Source organism: Streptococcus oralis subsp. tigurinus, assembly GCF_002093575.1.
In the GTDB taxonomy this organism is placed as follows: Bacteria; Bacillota; Bacilli; order Lactobacillales; family Streptococcaceae; genus Streptococcus; species Streptococcus oralis_CH.
Map to the genome: position 1 here is coordinate 15,427 of NZ_LNVH01000008.1, position 20,097 is coordinate 35,523.

At 35.1% G+C, this 20,097-nt stretch carries 16 protein-coding genes and 3 tRNA genes; 12 read left to right on the plus strand and 7 right to left on the minus strand.

Going from position 1 to position 20,097, the window contains the following annotated elements; translation table 11 throughout:
- Positions 1 to 42 precede the first annotated feature (42 nt).
- A complete protein-coding gene (locus ATE37_RS09290) occupies positions 43 to 801 on the minus strand; it encodes a ParB/RepB/Spo0J family partition protein (protein ID WP_084868838.1) in 759 nt (252 codons plus the stop codon).
- Between the two features lie 57 nt (positions 802 to 858).
- The gene (htrA, locus tag ATE37_RS09295) at positions 859 to 2,049 is read right to left on the minus strand and encodes a serine protease HtrA (RefSeq protein WP_084868839.1); all 1,191 of its coding nucleotides are present in this window, start codon (positions 2,047 to 2,049) and stop codon (positions 859 to 861) included.
- A gap of 177 nt (positions 2,050 to 2,226) precedes the next feature.
- On the opposite strand from htrA, the gene rlmH reads away from it, so the two are divergent.
- The 7 genes from rlmH (at position 2,227) to ATE37_RS09330 (ending at position 5,394) form a co-directional block, all read left to right on the plus strand.
- A complete protein-coding gene (gene rlmH / locus ATE37_RS09300) occupies positions 2,227 to 2,706 on the plus strand; it encodes a 23S rRNA (pseudouridine(1915)-N(3))-methyltransferase RlmH (RefSeq protein WP_061599215.1) in 480 nt (159 codons plus the stop codon).
- Between the two features lie 43 nt (positions 2,707 to 2,749).
- Positions 2,750 to 2,823 (plus strand) — tRNA-Arg (locus ATE37_RS09305).
- A 165-nt stretch (positions 2,824 to 2,988) separates the two neighbouring features.
- Positions 2,989 to 3,111, plus strand: a complete 123-nt coding sequence (gene comC / locus ATE37_RS09310) for a competence-stimulating peptide ComC (RefSeq protein WP_061419362.1) — start codon at positions 2,989 to 2,991, stop codon at positions 3,109 to 3,111.
- Positions 3,112 to 3,123: 12 nt separating this feature from the next.
- Positions 3,124 to 4,443, plus strand: a complete 1,320-nt coding sequence (comD, locus tag ATE37_RS09315) for a competence system sensor histidine kinase ComD (RefSeq protein WP_084868840.1) — start codon at positions 3,124 to 3,126, stop codon at positions 4,441 to 4,443.
- Positions 4,440 to 5,192 (plus strand): competence system response regulator transcription factor ComE, encoded by a 753-nt coding sequence (gene comE, locus ATE37_RS09320; RefSeq protein ID WP_000866079.1) that lies wholly within the window; start codon positions 4,440 to 4,442, stop codon positions 5,190 to 5,192. Before comD ends, comE begins: the two co-directional genes overlap by 4 nt.
- Before the next feature lie 51 nt (positions 5,193 to 5,243).
- Positions 5,244 to 5,315: transfer RNA gene (locus ATE37_RS09325), tRNA-Glu, on the plus strand.
- Positions 5,316 to 5,320: 5 nt separating this feature from the next.
- Positions 5,321 to 5,394 (plus strand) — tRNA-Asn (locus ATE37_RS09330).
- 39 nt (positions 5,395 to 5,433) lie between these two features.
- Here ATE37_RS09330 and ATE37_RS09335 read toward each other — a convergent pair.
- A complete protein-coding gene (locus ATE37_RS09335) occupies positions 5,434 to 5,976 on the minus strand; it encodes a TetR/AcrR family transcriptional regulator (protein ID WP_084868841.1) in 543 nt (180 codons plus the stop codon).
- Between the two features lie 127 nt (positions 5,977 to 6,103).
- Between ATE37_RS09335 and ATE37_RS09340 the strand changes: the two genes are divergently transcribed.
- Positions 6,104 to 8,758 carry a YhgE/Pip domain-containing protein gene (locus tag ATE37_RS09340; protein WP_084868842.1) on the plus strand — a complete coding sequence of 885 codons (2,655 nt, stop codon included), beginning with the start codon at positions 6,104 to 6,106 and terminating at the stop codon, positions 8,756 to 8,758.
- A gap of 21 nt (positions 8,759 to 8,779) precedes the next feature.
- On the opposite strand, the gene ATE37_RS09345 is transcribed toward ATE37_RS09340, so the two are convergent.
- Both ATE37_RS09345 and ATE37_RS09350 read right to left on the minus strand, forming a co-directional pair.
- A complete protein-coding gene (locus tag ATE37_RS09345) occupies positions 8,780 to 11,332 on the minus strand; it encodes a YfhO family protein (protein ID WP_084868843.1) in 2,553 nt (850 codons plus the stop codon).
- A gap of 61 nt (positions 11,333 to 11,393) precedes the next feature.
- Entirely contained in the window at positions 11,394 to 13,016 is a 1,623-nt protein-coding gene (locus tag ATE37_RS09350; RefSeq protein ID WP_000958793.1) for an ATP-binding cassette domain-containing protein, read from the minus strand.
- 195 nt (positions 13,017 to 13,211) lie between these two features.
- Here ATE37_RS09350 and trpS point away from each other — a divergent pair, with 195 nt between their 5' ends.
- Entirely contained in the window at positions 13,212 to 14,240 is a 1,029-nt protein-coding gene (trpS, locus tag ATE37_RS09355) for a tryptophan--tRNA ligase (protein WP_033584613.1), read from the plus strand.
- 159 nt (positions 14,241 to 14,399) lie between these two features.
- Positions 14,400 to 15,878 carry an IMP dehydrogenase gene (gene guaB / locus ATE37_RS09360; protein WP_033584615.1) on the plus strand — a complete coding sequence of 493 codons (1,479 nt, stop codon included), beginning with the start codon at positions 14,400 to 14,402 and terminating at the stop codon, positions 15,876 to 15,878.
- A 55-nt stretch (positions 15,879 to 15,933) separates the two neighbouring features.
- Here the strand turns inward: guaB and recF are convergent, their stop codons facing one another.
- Complete coding sequence (recF, locus tag ATE37_RS09365) at positions 15,934 to 17,025, minus strand: DNA replication/repair protein RecF (protein ID WP_084868844.1); 1,092 nt, start codon at positions 17,023 to 17,025, stop codon at positions 15,934 to 15,936.
- A gap of 2 nt (positions 17,026 to 17,027) precedes the next feature.
- Positions 17,028 to 17,396 carry a S4 domain-containing protein YaaA gene (yaaA, locus tag ATE37_RS09370; protein WP_084868845.1) on the minus strand — a complete coding sequence of 123 codons (369 nt, stop codon included), beginning with the start codon at positions 17,394 to 17,396 and terminating at the stop codon, positions 17,028 to 17,030.
- Between the two features lie 160 nt (positions 17,397 to 17,556).
- On the opposite strand from yaaA, the gene yfmF reads away from it, so the two are divergent.
- Positions 17,557 to 18,807: an EF-P 5-aminopentanol modification-associated protein YfmF gene (gene yfmF, locus ATE37_RS09375; protein ID WP_084868846.1), complete on the plus strand. Its 1,251-nt coding sequence runs from the start codon at positions 17,557 to 17,559 to the stop codon at positions 18,805 to 18,807.
- Entirely contained in the window at positions 18,804 to 20,087 is a 1,284-nt protein-coding gene (yfmH, locus tag ATE37_RS09380) for an EF-P 5-aminopentanol modification-associated protein YfmH (protein ID WP_084868847.1), read from the plus strand. Before yfmF ends, yfmH begins: the two co-directional genes overlap by 4 nt.
- Positions 20,088 to 20,097: the final 10 nt, after the last annotated feature.

Here is a 20,097-nt window from a genome sequence, read left to right on the forward strand (position 1 = left end):
TTAGTGGATAAATTTGTGGGTTAAGAAAATAAAAGAACAGCCTTATTTCAGGCTGTTAATAATTCTATCGTATTCTTCTTGACTTGAAAAAGAGATGACAATCTTTCCAGTATCTTTTTTAGAAAGTTTAATTTCTACACTTAAACCTAGTAGTTTTTTTAATTTATCTTCTTCATCTTTGATGAAAGAATCACTTTTTTTTTGCTTCTTGTGTTTTTTTTCTGTCAGTAGTGCTTCCAACTTTCTCACAGAGATGTCTTCATTTTTAATTAGTTGAAAGAAATGGTCTTGCTGCTCTTTGTCCAAACCAACTAGTGAACGTGCATGCGCTTGAGAAATTTTTCCGTTTTCTACTTCAGTTAAGATATATTCTGGTAGGGAAAGTAAACGAATAAAATTAGTGATATAAGGACGAGATTTCCCTATTTTATCGGCTATCTCAGTGTGAGTAAATCCTTTTTCTACTAAAGATTCGTAGGCGCGTGCTTCTTCAACAGGATTTAAATTTTCTCTCTGCAAATTCTCAATGATAGACTGGATCATCATTTCCTGATCTGAGAGGTGCTTTACAACGGCTGGGATAGAGGTCAGACCAGCCAAGAGAGAAGCCCGATATCGTCTCTCTCCTGCAAGGATTTCATAACCAATTACAGGAGATTGACGAACGATGATTGGTTGGATGAGCCCATTTTCTTTGATTGACTGAGCCAATTCCTTTAATTTTTCTACATCAAATTCTTTCCGAGGTTGGTAAGGATTTTTTTGTATTTCAGAGATAGAAATCATTTCAAATTTTTCCATGATTCTACACTAACATATCTTTTACTTTCTGTAAAGTTTTCTTTACACTGATGTCAATTAACGTTCCAAATCACCAGAATTCTTATCTAGTTTTATGGAGGTTGTTTCCTCCTTACCATTACGGTAGTAGGTTATTTTGATAGTGTCTCCAATAGTATGGTTGTAAAGAGCATGTTGTAAGTCTGTTGATGAAGTAATCTCTTTGTCATCAACTTTAGTAATGACATCGTATTTTTGAAGATGTCCATTTGCAGGCATGTTACTTTGAACAGATCGAACAACTACACCTGAGGTGAGGCCACTTGAAATGTTTAGTTTTCTAAGATCATTAGCTCCAACGTTGGACAGATTGACCATTTGGATTCCAAGAGCAGGACGAGTCACTTTACCATCACTTTCAAGCTGTTTAATGATATTTTGTACATCGTTTGAAGGAATTGCAAAACCAAGACCTTCTACAGATGTTCCACCATTACTTGCAATCTTACTTGATGTAATACCAATTACTTGTCCTTGAATATTTACAAGAGGACCACCAGAGTTACCAGGGTTAATGGCCGTATCTGTTTGAATGGCTTTTGTTGAAATAGCTTGACCATCTTCAGATTTTAGAGAAACATTCCGATTAAGACTTGAGATGATTCCCTGTGTAACTGTATTAGCATATTCTGAACCTAAAGGACTACCGATAGCAATCGCTGTTTCTCCAACGTTAAGTTGGCTTGAATCACCAAATTCTGCCACTGTTGTAACTTTTTCTGAAGAAATTTTTACGACAGCAATATCAGAGAAGGTATCCGATCCAATAATTTCACCAGGGACTTTTGTACCATCAGCTAAACGGATATCGACTTTTGAAGCTCCGTTAATAACGTGAGTATTTGTTACAATATAAGCATCATTTTCGTTCTTTTTATAGATGACACCTGATCCTTCACTTGCAATCTGTTGATTATCCGTATCAGAATTTGATTCTTCAGTTCCAAATACACTACTTTGTTTATTAGCAGAGTAAGTAATGACTGATACAACAGCATCCTTAATTTTATTCACTGCTTGAGTAGTTGAGTTTTCATTCTTGTATGATGTTTGAGTTACAGTGCCAGAATTATTATTTGTAGCTTGATTTCCTTGTTTTTGATAAAGTTGTAATGTTACAAAACTTCCTAGTGCACCACTCAAAAATCCTATCAGAATAATTACAAGAAAAGCAACTCCTTTTTTGTAAAATTTTTGTAAGTGTTTCATAAACGCCTCCGTTTGCTATTGTTTGTCAAGATTATAAACCTATTAACTTAATCTAAGCTTAAAAGTTTTACACAAGTTGTGGATAACTCACATTATTCTGTGAATTTAATAGTATTTTTGGATGATTTTCATGTGTATAAGATGTGAAATAAAGTGTGGATGTGATAGAATAGAAGAATGAAAATAAAAGTTGTAACAGTAGGAAAACTGAAAGAGAAATACTTAAAAGATGGCATTGCTGAGTATACCAAACGAATTTCACGTTTCGCCAAATTAGAAATGATTGAACTTGCTGATGAGAAAACACCTGACAAAGCCAGTAAATTAGAAAATCAAAAAATCTTGGGAACAGAAGGTGAAAGAATTCTTTCTAAGGTTGGAGAAAGGGACTTTGTCGTTGTACTAGCCATTGAAGGAAAAATACTCTCCTCAGAGGAATTTAGTAAGCAACTAGAGCAGGCTTCTATCAAAGGCTACTCAACTCTTACTTTTATCATTGGAGGAAGTTTGGGTCTAGCTCCTGTTGTAAAAAATAGGGCCAATCTTTCTGTCAGTTTTGGACGTCTGACATTACCACATCAGTTAATGAGATTGGTTTTAGTTGAACAAATTTACCGTGCTTTTACGATTCAGCAGGGTTCTCCTTACCACAAATAGAAGATTGACTTAGCTCTTGTTTTTTGATAGAATGGTCATGTTAGGTCTCATAGCTCAGCTGGATAGAGCATTCGCCTTCTAAGCGAACGGTCGCAGGTTCGAATCCTGCTGGGATCAATTTTAGATGCGAAGCTGGGATGAATCCCAGCTTTTTTCTTAAAAAAGTGCGTTTCAGGTGCAAAAATGTACAGTTGGGAAAATTTTTTTCTTATATGGTCTTCATTTTGTATAATGGATTTGTAAGTTAACTTACAAGAAAAAAATAATACAGGAGATTTCATTATGAAAAATACAGAAAAATTGGAACAATTTAAAGAGGTAACAGAGGCAGAATTGCAGGAGATTCGAGGTGGAGAAATTAGAAAGGAAAATAATTTTTTATTTTATTTTTTTAAAAGAAAGTAAAGGGAGAAAAGAATGGATTTTTTCGCAATAATAAGCGTTATATTACATATTTTTATTACTAGTAAAAGTTATAATTTGATTTGTAATACAACTAGAAAAGAACAATACTTCTTTATTTTTTACACAGTAATAGTAGAATTTGTAATTGAATTCTTCTTCTATTCTATATATTTAAGTGGACTAGGGATTGAAAAATTTTTATATCCATTTATTTTATACGCTTATTTTATATGGTTTAAAAAGTTTGATAAGTATAGGGGAGTATTCCTAAGTTTCCTGCTTTCTCTCTTATATCATAGTACTCATACTTTTATAGCTGTAACCCTATCCTCGATAACAGGTGATGAGCTTGCATTACACTATGAAAGTATATTCTTTCTAGTAGTATTGTTGTTGACTTATTTTGTTATTTTAAAAACAATTCGTTATTTTCATTTGGAAATAAAATATTTTGATAAAGATTATCTGTACCCTTTTTTAAAAAAAGTAATAGTTGCTTTCTTTGGTTTGCATATCTTATTGTTTATTTCAGATATAGTAAGTACAACTCATCATTTAAATAGCTTCGGAAGTATTTTATCAACCATTGTTTTTATCTGTCTGCTATTAGTTTTCTTTGCAATGAATTCTTATAAGGTTCAAATTGAAAAAGAGATTGCCCTAAAGCAGAAGAAATTTGAACAAAAGTATTTACAAACGTATACAGATGAGATTGTGGGTTTGTATAATGAAATTCGAGGTTTTCGTCATGACTATGCAGGGATGCTTGTCAGTATGCAAATGGCGATTGACAGTGGAGATTTACATGAAATTGACAGGATTTACAACGAAGTCCTAGTAAAAGCAAATCAGAAATTGAGGTCAGATAAATATACTTACTTTGATTTAAATAACATAGAAGATTCGGCTTTACGAAGTTTAATTGCTCAATCAATTGTATATGCACGAAATAATGATGTAGAGTTTACATTGGAAGTAAAAGATGTCATTACTAGATTGTCAATGGATTTACTTGATCTTGTTCGCATCATGAGCATTCTATTAAATAATGCTGTTGAAGGTGCCGCAGATAGTTACTTGAAACAAATGGAAGTTGCAGTCATTAAAATGGATTTTGAAACAGTTATAGTTATCCAGAATTCATGTAAAATCACTATGACGCCTTCAGAAGACTTATTTGCCCTAGGTTTCTCTACCAAGGGAAGAAATAGAGGTCTAGGACTAAATAATGTCAAAGAGATCTTAGATAAGTATGACAACATTATGTTAGAAACAGAAATGGAAGACAACACATTTAGACAAATTATTAGATTTAAGAGAGAATTTGAATGAAAGTATTAATTTTAGAAGATGTTATTGAGCATCAAGTGAGACTAGAGAGAATATTGAATGAAATCTCTGAGGAATCGAATATTCCTATCTCATATAAGACAACAGGAAAAGTTCGTGAGTTTAAGGAATATATTGAAAATGATGAAGTAAACCAGCTTTATTTCCTAGATATCGATATTCATGGCATTGAGAAAAAGGGATTTGAAGTGGCTCAGTTTATTCGTCATCACAATCCTTATGCTATTATTGTTTTTATTACCAGTCGATCTGAATTCGCTACTTTAACTTATAAGTATCAGGTATCAGCTTTAGATTTTGTAGATAAGGACATCAATGATGAATTGTTCAAAAAACGTATCGAGCAGAGTATCTTCTATACCAAAAGCATGCTGCTTGAAAACGAAGATGTTGTAGACTATTTTGATTACAACTATAAGGGAAATGATTTGAAAATTCCTTACCATGATATTCTGTATATCGAAACAACAGGTGTTTCTCATAAATTGCGTATTATTGGTAAGAATTTTGCTAAAGAGTTTTATGGAACTATGACAGATATTCAGGAAAAGGACAAACATACTCAACGATTTTATTGCTCCCATAAATCTTTCCTTGTCAATGTGGGAAATGTGAGAGAAATTGATCGAAAGAATTTAGAAGTTGTTTTTTATGAAGATCATCGTTGTCCCATTACCCGTTTGAAAGTTCGTAAACTAAAAGATATTCTAGAGAAAAAATCTAAAAAGTGATTGACAATCAGTAAGAAATTGATATAATGGTTATATCTGCTACAGATAGATGGTCCGTTGGTCAAGGGGTTAAGACACCGCCTTTTCACGGCGGTAACACGGGTTCGAATCCCGTACGGACTATTTTATCCGCCATAGCTCAGTTGGTAGTAGCGCATGACTGTTAATCATGATGTCGTAGGTTCGAGTCCTACTGGCGGAGTTAGATAAAAAGAACACCAGATGGTGTTCTTTTTTGTTCTTAGTTGGCATCACCTAGCATTTTCATAAGGAAGTCTGTCATTTCTTGCGGACTTTCTTTTTTTCCACGAGCAATCCAAGTTTGACAAACTCCAAATAGGGCATTTGTCAGATAAATGCTGCTATATTCTAATTCAATTGAATTTAGTTGTAGTTGCATAAAGCGCTTCTGAAGATCTGTGCTCAGCATGATATGAAGCTTATTTCTTAAGAAATTTTGGATTTCTTTGGTACCATTTTCAGATAAAAGAGCAGCTAATAATGGTTCAGACTCTAAATAGTCAAATACTTCTAAAATAGCATCTTTTTTATGATGAGCATGTTTTTGAAAGATATACTCAAATGTATGAAATAACTTACTTTGATAGTGTTCAATCATATCATATTTATCCTTGTAATGGGTATAGAAGCTAGAACGACTAATTCCAGCTTTTTCTGCTAATTTAATTGTAGTAATTTGATCGAAGGGCTGATCCATCAATAATTGAACCATGGCATTTTCAATATTTCTCTTTGTTTTTAATCGTTTGTTACTTTCTTTCATATTTTCTCCTTATGAACAATTTAGACTATATGTCTAAAAAAATATTTTTTATCTTGTAATTTAGATTTTTTAATGTATAATCTATTATATCAAAAATTTAGACAATATGTTTAAAAAAGGAGGAAATATGTTTAAAGAATGGAAAGCAATTTTTAAAAAACCGACATTCATTATTGTAATGATAGGAATTTCTCTTATTCCAGCTTTATACAATATCATATTTTTATCGTCAATGTGGGATCCATATGGTCAAGTATCGGAGTTACCTGTAGCAGTTGTTAATAATGACAAGGAAGCTTCTTATAATGGAAATACAATGGCCATAGGAAAAGACATGGTGTCTAATTTAAAAGAAAATAAGGCTTTAGATTTTCATTTTGTCAATGAAGAAGAGGGGAAAAAGGGGCTAGAGGATGGCGAATATTATATGGTAGTGACTTTACCAAGTGATCTATCTGAAAAAGCTACTTCGATCCTAACAAATCACCCTGAACAGATGCAAATTGATTATCAAACTTCAAGTGGCCGTAGCTTTATTGCAAGTAAGATGAGTGATTCTGCAATGACACAATTAAAACAAACCGTCTCTACGAATGTAACTGAAACATACACCAAGGCACTATTTCAAAAAATGAGTGACTTGAAGTCTGGGATAAATAAAGCAGCTGATGGAAGTGAGCAACTGGCTAATGGAACTAATCAGTTAGCAAAAGGAAGTCAAACATTGACGACAAATCTCAATACTCTAGCTAACTCAAGTGTAACTTTTTCAAATGGAGCTAATCAATTTACAAAGGGATTGTCTGCCTATGTATCTGCTATAGAGCAATTACATCTTGGTTTAGGAACTTTTAATAGTGGTTTACAAAGTTATACAAATGCAGTTTCACAGGTTGACACTGGACTTGGTCAATTGGCCTCAAGAACTCCTGAGTTGGTGACAAGTGTAAATCAGCTGAATACAGGTATAAAGACCTATACAGGTGGAGTTTCACAACTCAATTCAGGTCTCAGTCAATTTTCGGTTGGTGTCAATGCCTATACAAGCGGAGTTGACAAATTATCTGTTGGTACAAACCAACTATCAAGTCAATCAGATACATTGAGAGACGGTATTACTCAATTAAATAAAGGAATCAAAAAAATATCCACACAATTAAATACTTCATCTCAACAGAAAGAGGATATAACACAGTTAGCAAGCAGTTTAGATGAGTTGAATAAGGCTCTCCAATCGGTTACAGTTTCAGATAATACTGATCTTAAAAATACAATATCTAATGACTTAACAAATATAACGACTCTTGCTCAAACTATTGTGACTAATAGTCAAGCAGAGCAAGAGAAAACTCTTACAAATCTTCAAGCAACAGCAACTTATCAATCTCTCACTGAAACTCAGAAAAAAGAATTGACTGAAGCTGTTTCAAATAATTCTAATTCTACGATAGAGTCAGCAAAAGCAATTTTAACGACGGCAGGAGATTTAAAAGAAAATTTAGGAAGTATAAACCAACCAGTCTCTAATCTTTCTACTTTACAGACTAAAGCAAATCAACTTTTACCTATAGCGTCTAGTTCCTTGACATCTATGTCAAGTGGATTTACACAGTTGCAAAATGCTGTAGATAATCAGTTAGTTCCCGGAATTCAATCAATTGAAAATGGAGTTAATGCGTATACTAAAGGATTGGATACTATTTCTTTAGGTGTAAATCAACTAAGTGAAAAGAATACAACTTTAACAACAAGTTTGGATCAATTGGTTTCTGGCTCAACCAAGTTGACAGAAAACTCTTCAAAATTGACAACTGGTTTGGATACTCTAGCTGGGAAAACTCCAGAATTAGTAACAGGTATTGAAAAACTATCATCTGGTTCTAACCAATTAAATAGCAAGAGTCCGGAATTAATTGCAGGACTTGATAAAATACAGCTTGGTTCAAGTCAATTAACAGACAAATCAACACAGTTACTTTCTGCAGCATCCCAACTAGGAAGTGGCGCTATGAAGATAGCAGATGGTGCTGGAAAACTAGCAGCTGGTGGAACAACCTTAACCTCTGGTCTTGAAGATTTACAGACAGGAGTTGATTCATTAGGACAAGGATTAGGCAATGCTAATAATCAACTCAAATCAGCTTCAACAGAATCTAAAAATGCAGAAACATTATCTGAACCTCTAGTTCTTTCAAAAACAGATAACGACCAAGTCCCTGTAAATGGGATTGCTATGGCTCCTTATATGATATCAGTTGCTCTTTTTGTTGCTGCTATATCTACCAATATGATTTTTGCTAAGTTGCCTTCTGGACGTCATCCAGAGAGTCGTTGGGCTTGGTTGAAGTCTCGCTCTGAAATAAATGGGATTATAGCTGTCTTAGCAGGTGTTTTAGTTTATGGAGGTGTCCATCTTATTGGATTGACTGCGAACCATGAGATGAGGACCTTGATTCTAATTATAATCACAAGTTTAGCTTTCATGTCTATGGTGACAGCTTTAACAACTTGGAATAGCCGTATTGGAGCTTTCTTCTCTCTTATTTTACTTTTATTACAGTTAGCATCAAGTGCAGGGACCTATCCCCTTGCTTTGACAAATGATTTCTTCAAAGGTGTCAATCCTTGGTTACCAATGAGTTATTCTGTATCAGGCTTACGACAAACAATCTCTATGACAGGAAATATTCATCATCAAGTGATTTTCCTTATTATAACTCTAGCTTTCTTTACTGCTTTAGGTATGCTAGCTTATCAACCTAAGAAAATGGAAGAAGATTAAAAAGATTGGCCAAGAAATTGGTCAATCTTTTTCTGTCTTAGATAAATTTCGTCTGTGATTATAGATCCCAAAAAGAAGAAGGGCAGTTAGTGAGCAGGCTGCTCCAATAACAAAACCATTGGGGATAAAGGAAAGTGTAATGGTGCCTTTTCCCTTTGGAACATCAACTTTCATAAAACCAGTTTGAGCCTGCTTGATTTCAAGTTTTTTCCCATCCTGGTATGCAGACCAACCTTTGTCATAAGGAATAGTGAAGAAAATAGAGGTATCTTGTTTTACTTCATATGTAGCAAAGACTTTATTTTTAGAGGTGGATACTTCTACAGGTTGTTCTTTAATCTTTTGAATTGCCTCAGTAAGAGCCTGAGTATCTAAACGATAGAAGGTTGGAGATTCAAAGGACACCTGAGAATTTCCAGGGAAACTAACACTGATATTGAAAGTTTTTTGTTCTTCAGTATAACCCAAATTAAAGAAATTAAATGCATTGTCAGTTGTAAAAGTCTTTTTTTCTCCATTGACAAGGATGTCAACTTTCTTTTGCTTATCGTTTGTAAAATGAAGATTTGAAAAAGAGAGATAGACTTGGCTATTTTGAGGAACCTCAATTTGATAATCAATCTTTGCATCCTCATTCGCAGAACCTGTGATGCTCGTTAAACCATCTGAAGTATCTGTTTTATCAGATGCTATTTGGGAGAAGTAATCTAAGTTGAGATTAGCAAGCTGGTTTATAAATAAAGCTTGATTATCTAGAGTGTGATTGTTAAAGTTTACATCTGTGTAAATAGATTGAGTGGCAAAGGCAATGGGTAAAGAGAGTTGATTTTTATATAAGGTTAAATGATCCTTTTGATAAATCTCTTGAAAGCCATACTTATCAAGTGAAGTTTCAGAAATATTGTACTGGATTCCAAATAAACTGTCTGCTAAAAGACTGTTATTTGCATAACGGAGATTAAGGTTGGTTCCAGAGGATTTGAATCCCAGTTTATCCAAACTAGTGCTAGCTGAACGATTTCGTACAGACGAAAATTGAGAGATTCCATTGTAGTTAAATTTCATACTGTCATTTCCAGTCTGAATTTGCAGTTTTTCAGTACGTGTAAATGAATTGTCAATTTGGTTTAGAATTGATTCCATAGCGGTGATATCTCTATTATAGGCGCTACGAGAAGCAAAGGCCCATTCTTTAGCTATTCCTTCCATTTGAGATGATGCATTTAAGCTTATCTCAGCCGTTATAAATAAAGACAAAAGAATTGCAAATAGATTTACAGAGATAAATTTTCTAATGACTGCAAGAAGTAAAAGAGCATAAACTAGTAGAAATTCAAGAGTGAGTAGGATATTCAAATCAGTTAAAAAAGAATAGTGTGATTTAAAATAGACAGTGGCCAAAAATCCTGTTAGTACAAGAAAAAGTGAGACAAATAGATTCCAGAGCTTCAGTTCTTTCAGACGGTTTAAGACTTCTGCTGCAGTATAAATTAACAGAGTAGAAAAAATCCAAGCATAGCGATGCAAAAACATATTCGGGGTATGCATCCCTTGCCAAAATAAATCAAGTGCTTCTATATAAAAACTTATTATTAAAAAAGTAAAGAAAATTGCATAGGTAAGTTTCACGTGAAACCTTATGGATTTTATTGTGAAAAATAGAATAGTCAAAATAAAAGGAAGCAATCCAACAAAAATCATTGGTATAGATCCATATTTAGTTGTATCAAAAGATCCAATGAATTGTTTTGCAAAAATATCCAAATACCAGCTACTATCTGTCTTTAATTTTGTGATGGCAGTCAACTTCTCTCCATGAGTTTGTAAATCAAACAGTGTAGGAAGAGTCATAATCAAACTAGCCATTCCAGCTAAAAAGGAGGTAACAACAAAATCAAGAAAAGATGATTTTCGAGTTTTAAAGTCCCAAGAAATTTGGCAGAGATACCAGAAAATAAGAAACAATGCTGTCATATACCCAAAATAATAATTTTGAATAAATAAGATTGACAAACTTGTAAAGTATAGTAGGCGCTTCTTTTGTGTTATAAGTAGGTGTAAACCAGTTATAATTAAAGGAATCAAGATAAAAACATCTAGCCAGGTTTTAATCTCTAACTGACTGACAGTGAAGCTCATTAAAGCATAGGAAGTAGATAATGCAAGTTTTAAAAATTTTGGGATATCTTTAAATAATCTAGTCAAACTAAAGAAGGTTGACAGACCAATCAATCCAAATTTTAAGAGAGTGGTTAGATAGACAGCATCTGGCATATTCGACAGATTAAAAAAGTAAACTATGGGTGAAAGAAAGCTACCCAAGTAATAACTAGATAGAGCATAGAAATTCAGTCCGAGGCCACTTGTAAAGGTGTAAAACAAACTGCCATTTCCATGCAGAATATTTCGTAAAGCTACATCAAAAATAACGTATTGATGGAAACCGTCTCCTAATAGTGGAGATGCATCGCTATTCCAGTAGATACCTTGAGTTAAGTATACTCCAGTCATAATTACTAAAGGAATGATGAAAGAAACAAAATAGGTCCAATATGTTTTAAAAAATGATTTCATGTTACCTCGTAGAATGATAGAAAACTCAGTTGGTTACCCCAACTGAGTTTTGAAGTCTTATTTAATCTTTCCAAAGTTCTTTAACTTTTGCTTGTACTTCTGCATTTTCTAGGAATTCATCGTAGGTTTCATCAATACGATCAATGACGCCATTCTTAGACAAAACAATGATATGGTTTGCCAAAGTTTGGATAAACTCGTGGTCATGACTAGCAAAGATGATTGATTCTTTAAAGTTTTTCAATCCATCGTTCAAGCTTGAGATAGATTCCAAGTCCAAGTGATTTGTTGGATCATCAAGTACAAGGACATTTGATTTCAAGAGCATGAGTTTTGAAAGCATGACACGTACTTTTTCTCCCCCTGACAAGACGTTTACAGGTTTGTTAACCTCATCACCAGAGAAGAGCATACGACCAAGGAAACCACGTAGGAAGGTATTGTCATCTTCTTCTTTACTTGCAAATTGACGCAACCAGTCAAGGATTGACTCTCCTCCTGCAAAATCAGCCGAGTTGTCTTTTGGCAAGTAAGAACGGCTAGTAGTAACTCCCCACTTGACAGTTCCTTCATAGTCGATGTCACCCATAATTGCACGAATTAATGCAGTCGTTTGGATGTCATTTTGTCCAATAAGAGCAGTCTTGTCACCTGGACGCAAGATGAAACTAATATTGTCTAGGATAGTTTCGCCATCAATCTTTACAGTTAAATTTTCTACTGTCAAGAGATCATTACCAATCTCACGTTCTGCTTTAAAGTTGATAAATGGATATTTACGACTAGATGGCACAATCTCTTCTAATTCAATCTTGTCAAGCATTTTTTTACGAGACGTTGCTTGTCTTGATTTAGAAGCATTAGCAGAGAATCGAGCAACGAATTCTTGCAATTGCTTAATTTTTTCTTCTGCCTTGGCATTACGGTCTGCTAGCAATTTAGCAGCAAGCTCAGAAGATTCCTTCCAGAAGTCGTAGTTTCCGACATAGAGTTTGATTTTTCCAAAGTCAAGGTCGGCCATATGAGTACACACTTTGTTTAAGAAGTGACGGTCGTGGGATACTACGATAACGGTGTTATCAAAGTCAATCAAGAAGTCTTCTAGCCAAGTAATAGATTGGATGTCCAACCCGTTGGTCGGCTCGTCCAAGAGAAGAACATCTGGTTTGCCAAAAAGTGCTTTGGCAAGGAGAACCTTCACTTTTTCACCATTGGCCAATTCGCTCATGTTTTGATAGTGCAATTCTTCTGGAATGTTTAGGTTTTGAAGTAGTTGAGACGCTTCACTTTCTGCTTCCCAACCTCCAAGTTCAGCAAATTCACCTTCGAGTTCGGCTGCACGAACACCATCTTCATCTGAAAAATCTTCCTTCATGTAAATGGCATCTTTTTCTTTCATGATGTTGTAAAGTTTTTCATTTCCCATAATGACGACATCAATAACTCGTTCATCTTCATAGTCAAAATGATTTTGACGGAGAACAGAGAGACGTTCATCTGGACCAAGAGAGATGTGACCAGTTGTTGGCTCGATATCACCAGCTAAGATTTTTAAGAATGTAGACTTCCCAGCACCATTAGCACCAATCAATCCGTATGTATTTCCTTCTGTAAATTTGATATTGACATCATCAAAAAGTTTGCGATCACTAAAACGTAGTGAAACATCAGATACTGTAAGCAATGTTTTTCTCCTATAATATGTAATATATTTATTCTACTAGAAAAGAGAGAAATATTCAAATTTTTGTTTGTCAATTTTATGTCAATTAAGTTTACAGGTCTATTTACAATGAGTTAGTTGTTTGATTTTAATAATTTTCTGTTATTTTAACAAAAAAATGCTATAATTGAAGAGACCATTTTGAAGGAGAAAAAAATGACGAAACCCATTATTTTAACAGGAGATCGCCCAACAGGAAAACTGCATATTGGACATTATGTTGGGAGTCTTAAAAATAGAGTATTACTGCAGGAAGAAGACAAGTATGAGATGTTTGTTTTTTTGGCGGACCAACAAGCATTGACAGATCACGCCAAAGATCCTCAAACGATTGTAGAATCAATTGGGAATGTTGCCTTGGATTATCTAGCAGTTGGATTGGATCCAAGTAAATCAACTATCTTTATTCAAAGTCAGATTCCAGAGTTAGCTGAACTGTCTATGTACTATATGAATTTGGTGTCACTAGCACGTTTAGAGCGCAATCCTACAGTGAAAACAGAGATCGCTCAGAAAGGGTTTGGAGAAAGTATTCCGACAGGATTTTTAGTTTATCCGATTGCGCAAGCAGCAGATATTACTGCCTTCAAGGCTAATTATGTTCCTGTTGGGACAGATCAGAAACCAATGATTGAGCAAACTCGCGAGATTGTTCGTTCCTTTAATCATGCTTATAATTGTGAGGTCTTGGTGGAGCCGGAAGGTATTTATCCAGAAAATGAGAGAGCAGGGCGTTTGCCTGGTTTAGATGGAAATGCTAAAATGTCTAAATCCCTTAATAATGGTATTTATCTAGCTGATGATGCAGATACTTTGCGTAAAAAAGTCATGAGTATGTATACTGATCCGGACCATATTCGAGTAGAGGATCCAGGTAAGATTGAAGGAAATATGGTTTTCCATTATCTAGATGTGTTTGGTCGTCCAGAAGATGCTCAAGAAATTGCGGATATGAAAGAACATTATCAACGTGGTGGTCTTGGTGATGTAAAGACGAAACGTTATCTACTTGAAATATTAGAACGCGAACTTGGTCCTATTCGTGAGCGCCGTATCGAATTTGCTAAGGATATGGGAGAAGTGTACAATATGCTTCAAAAAGGTAGTGAGAAAGCGCGTGAGGTTGCGGGGCAAACTCTATCTGAAGTTAAGGGAGCAATGGGACTAAATTATTTTAAATTATAGATAAAATATGAATCGTAAAACTATCTCTTCCATAGGATCACAGGGATAGTTTTTTTATGATTTCTACCATAAATATAATTGACAAATTTTCATAGAATGGTATGATAGATACAATACAAAAAGAGTCAAGCTCAAAAAGAAAGAAAAGAGGAAACTTCAATGTCTAATTGGGATACTAAATTTTTGAAAAAAGGTTTTACCTTTGATGATGTATTGCTCATTCCAGCAGAAAGTCATGTGTTGCCTAATGATGCAGATTTAACAACAAAATTGGCAGATAATCTGACTTTAAATATCCCAATTATAACAGCCGCCATGGATACAGTCACAGAAAGTCAAATGGCTATTGCCATTTCTCGTGCAGGTGGTCTTGGAGTAATCCATAAAAATATGTCTATTGCGCAACAGGCAGATGAAGTTCGCAAGGTAAAACGTTCTGAAAATGGTGTTATTATTGATCCATTCTTCTTGACTCCAGAACACACTATTGCTGAAGCAGATGAACTGATGGGACGTTACCGTATCAGTGGTGTTCCAGTTGTAGAGACACTTGAAAATCGTAAATTGGTTGGTATTCTAACAAACCGAGATCTTCGCTTTATTTCAGATTACAATCAGCCAATCTCAAACCACATGACCAGTGAAAATCTTGTTACTGCTCCTGTTGGTACAGATCTTGCAACAGCTGAGAGCATTCTTCAAGAACACCGTATTGAAAAACTTCCTTTAGTTGATGAAGAAGGTCGTCTTTCTGGCTTGATTACTATTAAAGACATTGAAAAAGTGATTGAATTTCCAAATGCTGCCAAAGATGAGTTTGGTCGTCTCTTAGTTGCAGGTGCAGTAGGTGTTACTTCAGATACATTTGAACGTGCCGAAGCCCTTTTTGAAGCAGGTGCTGACGCAATTGTTATTGATACTGCCCATGGTCACTCTGCTGGTGTTCTACGTAAAATTGCTGAAATTCGTGCTCACTTCCCAGACCGCACTTTGATTGCGGGTAATATTGCCACTGCAGAAGGTGCGCGTGCTCTTTACGAAGCAGGTGTAGATGTTGTCAAAGTTGGAATTGGACCAGGTTCTATCTGTACCACTCGTGTGATTGCAGGGGTTGGTGTACCACAAGTTACAGCAATCTATGATGCAGCAGCTGTTGCGCGTGAATATGGAAAAACGATCATTGCTGACGGTGGAATCAAGTATTCTGGAGATATTGTAAAAGCCCTTGCTGCAGGTGGAAATGCTGTTATGCTTGGATCAATGTTTGCTGGAACAGACGAAGCACCAGGTGAAACTGAAATCTTCCAAGGACGTAAATTCAAGACTTACCGTGGTATGGGATCAATCGCAGCAATGAAGAAAGGTTCAAGCGATCGTTACTTCCAAGGTTCTGTCAATGAAGCAAACAAACTTGTTCCAGAAGGAATTGAAGGTCGTGTTGCTTATAAAGGAGCGGTAGCTGATATTGTCTTCCAAATGATTGGTGGTATCCGCTCTGGTATGGGTTACTGTGGTGCAGCTAACCTTAAAGAACTACACGATAATGCTCAATTTATTGAAATGTCTGGTGCTGGTTTGAAAGAAAGCCACCCTCATGATGTACAAATTACTAATGAGGCACCAAATTATTCTATGTAAAAGAGATAAAAAGAACTCCCGTGAAAACAGGAGTTCTTTTACAATATTGTCAATTTTAGTTTACAGCAACTTTACCATCCTGAATAGTGAAGATACTTAGATTTTCTGGTAGGTTTTGAAGATGGTCTAAGCTTGTTGTTGTGATAAAGGTTTGGATTGACTGAGAAATCGTTTCTAATAATTTTAGTTGTCTAGTGTTGTCAAGCTCGCTCATAACATCGTCAAGCAATAATATCGGGGATTCTGTAGTAATACTTTCCATTAGTTCGATTTCTGCTAATTTTATAGACAGGACGAGACTACGATGTTGGCCTTGGCTTCCAAAACTAGCATCCATCCCATTTATATAAAAAGAAATATCATCTCGATGAGGACCAACACCAGTATTCTTTTTAAATAAATCTCTGGATCTACTTTTTTCTAAAGCGATTTCAAAAGAATTCGTTAGCTGTTCTTCATCAGTGAAGTTGACAGATGATTGATAAAATATTGACAACTCTTCTAATTGATTTGAAATTTCTAAGTGTTTTTTTTGACCAAATTTCTCTAACTCTTTAATGAATTTTATCCGATGCTTTATGACGCGACAACCGTATTCTACTAACTGATCATCTAAGACTGACAGAAATGTTTCGTCAATCTTCTGGCTGGATTTTAGGTAAGTATTTCTTTGCTTGAGTATATGGTTATAGTTTGACAAGTCTGACAAGTAGATTGGTTTAATTTGTCCCAGTTCAATGTCTATAAATTTTCGACGAACAGAGGGCGCTCCTTTAATTAACTGGAGATCTTCAGGTGCAAAGAGGACCACATTCATATGTCCAATGTAGTCTGAGAGGCGAGCTTGCTTTAAGTGATTGACTTTAGTCACACGCCCTTTTGGCGTTAAATCAATTTCTAGAGGGATAGAACCTGTTTTTTTCTGTAGCAAGCCAGAAAGATGGAGTTGCTCGACATCAAAATGAATGAGATTTTTATCTGTACGAGTCCGATGACTACGTGTCAAGGCCAAGAAATAGATTGCTTCTAGAATATTGGTTTTTCCTTGTGCATTTTGACCTAGAAAGACGTTTAATTTTGGATTGAAATCAATTTTTGCCTCTTTGTAGTTTCGAAAAGTTTTAATTGTTAAATGTTGGAGCCACATGGTTATCTTCCTGGAAAACGTGGAACTTGTTTGGTTTTAGGTGATGAAGAAGTTTTTTGTTTTTCTTTCTTGACACCTTTATTCATTTCTTTAACAAGTTTAGCAATTCGCTCTTTCTCAATCTTATCTGCTTGATATTCTTCTTGCTCTTTTAAACTTGGTTGTGTCAAGGTGATGTCAAGCTTTAAATCAGGAATGTCAATCGTATCTCCAACACGAATTTTTTTCCCCCGTCTATTTTCTAATTCACCATTAAAGTAAACGTGATGCTCCATTAGAAAGGATTTGATAGCACCGCCGCTTTGTATAATTCCAAGCTCTTTTAGGAGGGCTTGGAGCGTGATAAATTCTTCAAATAATTTGTATTCCATAATTCACCTCAATCTTTGGTATTATACCATATTTTCCTTGAAATAGCTGAAGGAAAGTTAGCTGAAATGAAAACGATTTTACTCTTTAAAGCTATAAAGAGAACAAGAAAAATTTTGATTTTCGTGGTATAATAGAACTCTATATGTAAGGAGGTAAGGTATGGAATTAGTGCCTGGAATTTCAGCACATTTTGTTCAATCCAAAAAGTTTACAACAAATAAAATCACTATTCGTTTTACTGCTTCCTTATCTCTTGAGACAATAGCAGGACGCATGTTAAGTGCAAGTATGTTGGAGACGGCAAGTCAAGTTTATCCAACATCACAAGCATTTCGCAGATACTTGGCAAGTTTATATGGAACTGATATTTCCACAAGTGCTTATCGTAGGGGACAGGCACATATTCTTGACTTAACGTTTACCTATGTGAGGGATGATTTTTTAAGTAAAAAGAATGTCTTGACTTCTCGAATTTTGGAATTGGTGAAACAGACTTTATTTGCTCCCTTAGCTCAAGATGGTGCTTTTGAGCCAGCTTTATTTGAAATTGAAAGAAAACAGTTATTGGCTAGTCTAGCTACTGATATGGATGATTCATTTTATTTTGCTCATAAGGAGTTGGATAGCTTGTTCTTCCATGATGAGCGTCTTCAATTGAGATACAGTGATTTACGAAATAGCATTTCAAATGAGTCTCCAGAAAGTAGCTACACTTGTTTTCAAGATGCTCTGAAAAATGATCGAATTGATTTCTTTTTCTTAGGTGATTTTAATGAAGTAGAAATTGCAGAATCGCTGAAGTCATTACCCTTTACAGCTAGAGAGAACGGCATCACTATCCAGTACCATCAATCTTATTCGAATGTCCTACGAGAGGGAATGGTTCAGAGGAATGTTGGGCAATCAATTTTGGAATTAGGCTATCATTCTTCTATAAAATATGGCGATGATGAGCATTTGCCCATGCTTGTTATGAATGGTTTGTTGGGTGAATTTGCACATTCGAAACTTTTTACAAACGTTCGTGAAAATGCTGGAATAGCCTATACAGTCTCTAGTCAATTGGATTTGTTTAGTGGTCTGTTAAGGATGTATGCGGGTATTGATAGAGAAAATCGAAATCAGGCTAGAAAAATGATGAATCATCAATTGCTAGATCTGAAAAAGGGTAACTTTACAGATTTTGAACTTGAACAAACCAAGGAGATGATTCGACGATCTTTGTTGATGGCTCAAGATAATCAACAGACCCTAGTTGAAAGAGTCTATTTGAATGTTCTATTGGGGAAATCAAGCTTTGATATGGATCGATTGGTGGCAAAATTAGAGAGTGTTGATAAAGAAGCTGTATGTAAAGTTGCCAACAGTTTGAAGTTACAAGCGATTTACTTTATGGAAGGAGTAGAATGACAAAGGCTATTTTTGAAGAAAAATACTATCCTGCTGTAAAGGAAACAGTCTACAAAACACAATTGTCAAATGGATTGACAGTTTCTTTACTCCCTAAACAAGATTTCAATGAGGTTTATGGGATTGTAACGGTTCAATTTGGTTCCGTAGATGCAACTTATACAAGTTTAGACAAAGGTTTACGTCATCATCCAGCAGGAATTGCACATTTTCTTGAACATAAATTGTTTGAAAGAGAAAATTCTGAGGATATGATGGCAGCTTTTACTCGATTAGGTGCGGACAGTAATGCCTTTACAAGCTTTACTAAGACCAGCTATCTTTTTTCAACAATTGACCATCTATTAGAGAATTTAGATATGCTAGATGAGTTAGTTGGAGATGTTCATTTTACAGAAGAGTCTGTTTTGAGGGAACAGGATATTATCCAGCAAGAACGAGAAATGTATCAAGACGATCCAGACTCACGCTTGTTTTTTGCAACATTAGCCAACCTTTATCCGGATACTCCGTTAGCAACAGATATTGTTGGAAGTGAAAAATCAATTTCTGAGATTCAAGTTTCAAATTTAAAAGAGAACTTTACAGACTTTTACAAACCTGTCAACATGTCACTGTTTTTAGTTGGGAATATTGATGTGGAAGTTGTTGAGGAATACTTTTCGAAAAAGGAAAAGAAGACTTTAGAACAGTTTACAGTTACAAAAGAGAAACTACCCTTGGAGACTGTGAAGCAAACAGATAGCCTTCGGATGGAAGTTTCTTCACCCAAACTTGCTGTTGCGATTAGAGGTAATGGGCAAATAACAGAAGCTGAGTCTTATCGTTATAATATTTTATTGAAATTGCTATTTACGATGATGTTTGGTTGGACTTCTGACCGTTTTCAAAGGTTATATGAGACTGGGAAGTTAGATGCGTCATTGTCACTTGAGGTTGAAGTCAATAGTCGCTTTCATTTTGTGATATTGACAATGGACACCAAAGAGCCTGTTTCTCTGTCACATCAATTTCGTAAAGCGATTCGTCAGTTTAGTAGTGATGCGGATATTACCGAGGAGCATTTAGATCTTGTTAAGAGTGAGATGTTTGGTGAGTTTTTCAGTAGCATGAACTCTTTGGAATTTATTGCAACTCAATACAATCCGATGGATTGCGGAGAAACAATTTTTGATTTTCCGAAAATTTTACAGGAAATTACTTTGGAGGATGTTCTAGAAGCTGGACATCGTTTGATTGATAATGGTGATTTAGTTGATTTTACAATCTTTCCAGCTTAAAAGATGACTA